At 72.3% G+C, this 6,483-nt stretch carries 4 protein-coding genes; 2 read left to right on the top strand and 2 right to left on the bottom strand.

Annotated elements, in window-relative coordinates; translation table 11 throughout:
- Positions 1-577 precede the first annotated feature (577 nt).
- Entirely contained in the window at positions 578-2,050 is a 1,473-nt protein-coding gene (locus tag KBX43_RS21430; protein WP_064447117.1) for an NAD-dependent malic enzyme, read from the bottom strand.
- 169 nt (positions 2,051-2,219) lie between these two features.
- Between KBX43_RS21430 and hflX the strand changes: the two genes are divergently transcribed.
- Together hflX and KBX43_RS21420 are read left to right on the top strand one after the other, a co-directional pair.
- Positions 2,220-3,710, top strand: a complete 1,491-nt coding sequence (hflX, locus tag KBX43_RS21425; protein ID WP_247677598.1) for a GTPase HflX — start codon at positions 2,220-2,222, stop codon at positions 3,708-3,710.
- Between the two features lie 50 nt (positions 3,711-3,760).
- Positions 3,761-5,452, top strand: a complete 1,692-nt coding sequence (locus tag KBX43_RS21420; protein ID WP_210886827.1) for a hypothetical protein — start codon at positions 3,761-3,763, stop codon at positions 5,450-5,452.
- A 56-nt stretch (positions 5,453-5,508) separates the two neighbouring features.
- Here KBX43_RS21420 and lexA read toward each other — a convergent pair whose 3' ends face one another.
- Complete coding sequence (gene lexA / locus KBX43_RS21415; protein WP_043325711.1) at positions 5,509-6,291, bottom strand: transcriptional repressor LexA; 783 nt, start codon at positions 6,289-6,291, stop codon at positions 5,509-5,511.
- Positions 6,292-6,483: the final 192 nt, after the last annotated feature.

Genomic DNA, 6,483 nt, shown 5'->3' with positions numbered 1-6,483 from the left:
AGCAGGTTCATCACATGCCGCCGAGAAGCCATGCCCGGCAGCACATACCACCCGACCCAAGATCCCTACCACGTGACACATGTATCGGGACTTCAACGCTGACAGATGTCATGGGACTGAACAGCCCCTCTGGCTGCCATTTCCTTCCAAGATCTCGCGTGGACGCGCGTCGGGCGACGCCTGACCCTCATGCGGGTGCGGGTGCGGGTGCGGGTGCGGGTGCGGGTGCGGGTGGCGTCGTAGCCGAAGAAGTGCGCGCGTGTGCTGAGAAGAGCGTCTGAGCCGGGCAACTCGCGTGCGGTGGAAGCCACGCCCCTGTCCCCGAAGCTGCTGGTGTGCCCGAATCGGCACGTGCACCCAGAAGCCGTGCGCGTGCCCGGAACACGCGCGCTCGTGTCTCCGACCCGGCAGGGGCGTGCCCCGCGAGGTGGCGCTGCCCTGCGAGAGGGCGCTGTCCCGCGAGGAGGCGCTGCCCTGCGAGGAGGCGCTGTCCCGCGAGTAGGCGCTGCCCTGAGGAGGCGCTGTCCCGCGAGGAGGCGCTGCCCTGCGAGAGGGCGCCGCGAGCGGGAGGAGCGCGTCAGGGGGTGGCGCTGGCGTTGGCGGCGATCTCGGGCAGGTCCGCCGGGCCCGGGTCGGCCGCCGGCGCCGGCGTGGCGGCCGGGTTCTGGGCGGCGGCCCGCACCGCGGCGGCCACCGCCGGGGCGACCCGGGAGTCGAAGACGCTCGGCACGATCACCGTCGGGTTGATCTTGTCTTCGCCGACCACGTCCGCGATGGCCCGGGCGGCGGCGAGCGCCATCTCCTCGGTGAACTCCTCGGCGTGCGCGTCGAGCATGCCGCGGAACACGCCGGGGAAGGCGAGCACGTTGTTGATCTGGTTGGGCTGGTCGGAGCGGCCGGTGGCGACCACGGCGGCGTACTTGCGCGCCTCGCGCGGGTCCACCTCCGGGTCGGGGTTCGCCAGCGCGAAGACGATCGAGTCCTTCGCCATCTGGGCGATGTCGTCGCCGGTGAGCAGGTTCGGCGCGCTCACGCCGATGAACACGTCCGCGCCGCGTACCGCACCGGCCAGGTCGCCGGAGTAGTTCTCCTTGTTGGTGTTCTCGGCCAGCCACTGCCAGGCCGGGTTGAGGTCCGGCAGGCCGCGGTGCAGGGCGCCCTGGCGGTCGTACGCGATGATGTCGCCCACGCCCTGGCGCAGCAGCAGCTTCATGATCGCGGTGCCGGCCGCGCCGGCGCCGGAGACCACGACCCGGACGTCCGCGAGCTGCTTGCCCACGACGCGCAGCGCGTTCGTCAGCGCGGCCAGCACGCAGATCGCGGTGCCGTGCTGGTCGTCGTGGAAGACCGGGATGTCCAGCGCCTCGCGCAGCCGGGCCTCGATCTCGAAGCAGCGCGGCGCGGCGATGTCCTCCAGGTTGATGCCGCCGTACGCGGGCGCGATCGCCTTGACGATCGCCACGATCTCGTCGGTGTCCTGGGTGTCCAGCACCACCGGCCAGGCGTCCACCCCGCCGAAGCGCTTGAACAGGGCGGCCTTGCCCTCCATCACCGGCAGCGAGGCGGCCGGGCCGAGGTTGCCCAGGCCGAGCACGGCGGTGCCGTCGCTGACCACGGCGACGGTGTTGCGCTTGATGGTGAGCCGGCGCGCGTCGGCCGGGTTCTCCGCGATGGCCATGCAGACCCGGGCCACACCCGGGGTGTACGCGCGGGACAGCTCGTCGCGGGTACGCAGCGCGACCTTCGGGGTCACCTCGATCTTGCCGCCGAGGTGCAGCAGGAACGTGCGGTCGGAGACCTTGCGGACGTCCACCCCGTCGAGCGCGGTGAGCGCGTCGACGACCTGGTCGGCGTGCCCGGCGTCGGCGGTGTCGCAGGTGAGGTCGACGATCACGTGCGCGGGGTCGGAGTCGACCACGTCCAGCGCGGTGACGATGGCCCCGGCCTCGCCGGCGGCGGTGGTGAGCCGGCCGATGGAGGAGGCGTCGGCGGGTACCGCGATCCGGATGGTGATGGAGAATCCGGCACTCGGCAGTCGTGTGTTGGCCACGAGAAACTCCTCCGTCGGCGCTGAGCGGCTCGACTGGCATTTCTACTCGCCCGCGCAGGTCGCCCGGCATCCGCCCCCGCTACCGGTCAGTAGCGTCACGGGCATAAGGCAGGTGCGCCGGGCGTTGTCACATGTCAGGATTGCTGTCACGCGCCGAAAATTCTCGGCGATGCACATAACGGACAGGAGGCGCAGTTTGCGCGAGCAGGAGACCTTCCATCCCTACACCGACGACGAGCTCGAGGCCACCACGGGCGAGTACGAGCTGTCGGAGCGGCAGGCGCTGCGGCGGGTCCCCGGCCTCTCCACCGAACTCACAGATATCACCGAGGTCGAATACCGCCAGCTGCGGCTGGAGCGGGTCGTCCTGGTCGGCGTCTGGACCGAGGGCACCCAGACCGACGTCGACAACAGCCTCACCGAACTGGCGGCGCTGGCCGAGACGGCCGGCTCGCAGGTGCTCGAAGGGCTGATCCAGCGCCGGCACCGGCCCGACCCGGCCACGTACATCGGTCGCGGCAAGGTCGACGACCTGGGCGCGGTGGTGCTGTCCACCGGCGCCGACACCATCATCTGCGACGGTGAGCTGTCGCCGTCGCAGCTGCGCAACCTGGAGCAGCGCACCAAGGTCAAGGTGGTCGACCGGACCGCCCTGATCCTCGACATCTTCGCCCAGCACGCCAAGAGCAAGGAGGGCAAGGCGCAGGTCGAGCTGGCCCAGCTCGAATACCTGCTGCCGCGCCTGCGCGGTTGGGGCGAGACGCTGTCCCGGCAGACCGGCGGTAGCGGTCGCGGCGGTGGCGCCGGCGGCGGCGTGGGCCTGCGCGGTCCCGGTGAGACCAAGCTGGAGACCGACCGTCGGCGTATCCGCCACCGCATCGCGCGGCTGCGCCGCGAGATCAAGAGCATGGCGACGGTACGCCAGACCAAGCGCTCCCGACGCACCCGTAACGCGGTGCCGGCGGTGGCCATCGCCGGCTACACCAACGCCGGCAAGTCCAGCCTGCTCAACCGCCTCACCGGGGCGGGCGTGCTGGTGGAGAACGCGCTGTTCGCCACGCTGGACCCGACCACCCGCCGCGCCACCACGTCCGACGGGCGGCTCTACACGCTGTCCGACACGGTCGGCTTCGTCCGGCACCTGCCGCACCAGATCGTCGAGGCGTTCCGCTCGACGCTGGAGGAGGTCGCCGACGCGGACCTGGTCGTGCACGTGGTCGACGGCACCCACCCGGACCCGGAGGAGCAGGTCCGGGCGGTACGCGAGGTGCTCGCCGAGGTGGGCGCCGACCGGCTGCCGGAGCTCCTGGTGGTGAACAAGACCGACGCCACCGACGAGGAGACGATGCTGCGGCTCAAGCGGCTGTGGCCGGACGCCGTGTTCGTCTCCGCGCACAGTGGCCGCGGGATCGACGAGCTGCGCGAGGCGGTCGAGCGCCGGCTGCCCCGGCCGGCCGTCGAGGTGCGCGTCGTGCTCCCGTACGACCGGGGTGACCTGGTCGCCCGGGCGCACCGGCAGGGTGAGGTGCTCAGCACCGCTCACCTGCCCGAAGGCACGCTGCTGCACGTACGGGTGGGCCAGGGGCTCGCCGCCGAGCTCGCGCCCTACCGGGCGGGGGATCGGCTGACCAGCGACGAGCGGGTGGGCGCCGGACGGTGAGCCGTCCGGCGTCACCCGCCGGAAACCCGCGTCGTGCGACACTGAGCGTCATGCGGCACGTTGTCTCCTCGGTCACGCTCGCGCTCGGCCTGGTCGGCGCGGTCGTGGCGCCGGCCGGGCCGGCCCCGGCGGCTCCCGCCGCGGCCCCCGTGCTGGCCGCGGCTCCCAAGAAGAAGTGCACGGTCGAGGACAACCGCCTCCGCGAGCTGTCCGGCCTGATCGCCACCAGCAGCGGGTACGTCGTGATCAACGACGGCACCGACGACCCCAGCCGCAAGCGGGTCTTCTACCTGGACGCCAAGTGCAAGGTCGAGAAGGAGGTCCGGTACTCCGGTGACGGGCCCTTCGACACGGAGGACCTGGCGCTCGGCCCGGACCGCAAGACCCTCTGGATCGCCGACACCGGCGACAACGTGGAGAAGAAGACCCGCCGGGAGCGGGTCGCGGTCTGGACGATGCCGCTCAGCGGCGCGAAGCAGCCGGTGCTGCACCGGCTCAGCTACCCGGGCAAGGAGCCGCACGACGCGGAGGCCCTGCTCGTCGGCGACGACAACATGCCGCTGGTGATCACCAAGGACCTGTCCGGCAAGTCGGAGATCTTCACGCCGACGGTGAAGCTGAAGGCCGCCGGCGACCCCGAGCCGATCCCGATGAAGAAGGTCGGCGAGGTCACGCTGCCGAAGACCGACACCGAGAACAAGCTCGGGTCGCCCGGGCGAGCGCTGGTGACCGGCGCGGCCCGTTCACCCGACGGCAGCAAGGTCGTGCTGCGCACGTACGCCGACGCGTTCGAGTTCGACGTGTCCGGCGGCGACATCGTCAAGGCGCTGACCACAGGTAAGCCCCGGATCACCCCGCTGGCCGACCCGTTCGGCGAGGCGATCTCGTACACGCCCGACGGCAAGTTGTTCGTCACCGTCTCCGACGGCGGGACGCTGGACGACTCGGATCCGATCGACATTCTCAGCTACACGCCGTCCACCAGTGGCGCGGAGGCGCTCCCGAACGGCGGCAAGGCCGAGACGAAGGCGGCCGCCGAGAAGTCCTGGCTCGAAGGGCTCTCACTCGACGAGATCACGTACCTGATCGCGGCGGTCGGGGTGATCGGCGCGCTCCTGGTCGGCGCGGGCGTCTTCGGGATCCTGCGGTCGCGGCGCAAGCCCGCGCCGCGGGCGGCGGCCGAGGAGCCCGAGCGCAGCGGCGAGTTCCCGGTGAACGGCGGGTTCCCGTCGGCGGAACGGCCGGACGCCCCACGCGGCGGCGTCTACGGCGGGGGCCAGGGCGGCGTCTACGGTGGCGCGGCGAACGGCGACCGTCCGCCCTCGGGCGGCGTCTACGGCGGTGGCCGGCCGGGTGGCGGCGTGTACGGCGGCGGCCCTCAGGAGGGCGGCCGTGGCCAGGGCGGTGGCCGTCCCCCGGGCGGCACCCGTCCGCAGGGTGGTGGGGTGTACGGCGGTGGCGCCCCGGCCGGCGGCGGAGGTCGCGGTGGCGGTGTCTACGGCGGTGGCCAGGGCGGCGGCGGCCAGGGCGGTTCGGGTCGTGGCGGTCAGGGTGGCGGCCCGGGCGGGCCCGGTTACCGCGGGCAGCCCGGTGGCGGGCCGCGCGGAGGCGGCGGCCGGGCCGAGCCGCCGCGTCGCGGCCAGGACCCGCGTGGCGCGCGCCGCGACGACGGCTACGACGATCGGGGTCAGTACGGCCCGGTGTCCGGTGGTGGCCGGGAGTACCGGGGCGACCGCTACTGAGACGACACGGAAAAGGGGGTGACCGCGACGGTCACCCCCTTTCCGCTGCTGTGGGGTCAGATGCGGCGCAGCACCGCCACCACGCGACCCATGATGGTGGCGTCGTCGCCGGGGATCGGGTCGAAGGCCGGGTTCTGCGGCATCAGCCAGACGTGCCCGTCCCGCCGCCGGTAGGTCTTGACCGTCGCCTCGCCGTCGAGCATCGCGGCGACGATGTCGCCGACCTCGGCGTTGGGCTGCTGCCGGACGACCACCCAGTCGCCGTCGCAGATCGCCGCGTCGAGCATCGAGTCGCCCTTGACCTGGAGCATGAAGACCTCGCCCTCGCCGACCAGCTCGCGGGGGAGGGGGAAGATGTCCTCCACCGCCTGCTCGGCCAGGATCGGCCCACCGGCGGCGATGCGGCCCAGCATCGGCACGTACGCCGGGGTGGGGCGCTGCGCGCGGGCGGCCTCGTCGTCGGCCTCGCCCGGGGCCCGGACGTCGACGGCGCGTGGCCGGTTCGGGTCGCGGCGCAGGAAGCCCTTCTTCTCCAACTCCTTGAGCTGGTAGGCGACGCTGGACGGGGAGACCAGGCCGACCGCCTCACCGATCTCGCGCACGCTCGGCGGGTAGCCGTGCCGCTCGACCCAGGTGCGGATGAACTCCAGGATCCGCCGCTGCCGGGCGGTCAGGTCGACGCTCGTCGGGTCGGGGAAGCTGCTCACCACCGGCGTGACCGGGCGTACCGCCGCCGGGGCGGTGCGGCTGCGGGCGGCGCGGGGGCGGCGGGTCGCCGGAGGACCCGCCCCGTCGTTCGGCTGCGGGTTCTTCTGCCGGCTGGCCCGGTCCTCGGTCACGTCCGTCCCTCCCTGGTCGGCGCTGGGGTGCCTCGTCGGCTCGTGGTGCGTGTGGTCTGACCGTATAGGTGAGATCGGTCATTTTCAAACATCTGTACGACCTGCTGTCGGCGTGTCGTGCCGAATTCCTGGATTTCCGAACTGTTGTTCTGATAGAAGGGTACGCCGCTCGTACAGATGTTCCATTGCGGC

The organism is Micromonospora sp. C41, assembly GCF_018070485.1.
GTDB lineage: Bacteria > Actinomycetota > Actinomycetes > Mycobacteriales > Micromonosporaceae > Micromonospora > Micromonospora chalcea.
The sequence above is the reverse complement of the archived record's forward strand: the minus strand, read 5'-3'. Positions and strand labels throughout refer to the sequence as shown.

Bases quoted from the DNA above. Each gene is read 5' to 3' on its own strand.
- hflX (WP_247677598.1), top strand. From the start codon at position 2,220: ATGCACATAACGGACAGGAGGCGCAGTTTGCGCGAGCAGGAGACCTTC.
- KBX43_RS21420 (WP_210886827.1), top strand. From the start codon at position 3,761: ATGCGGCACGTTGTCTCCTCGGTCACGCTCGCGCTCGGCCTGGTCGGC.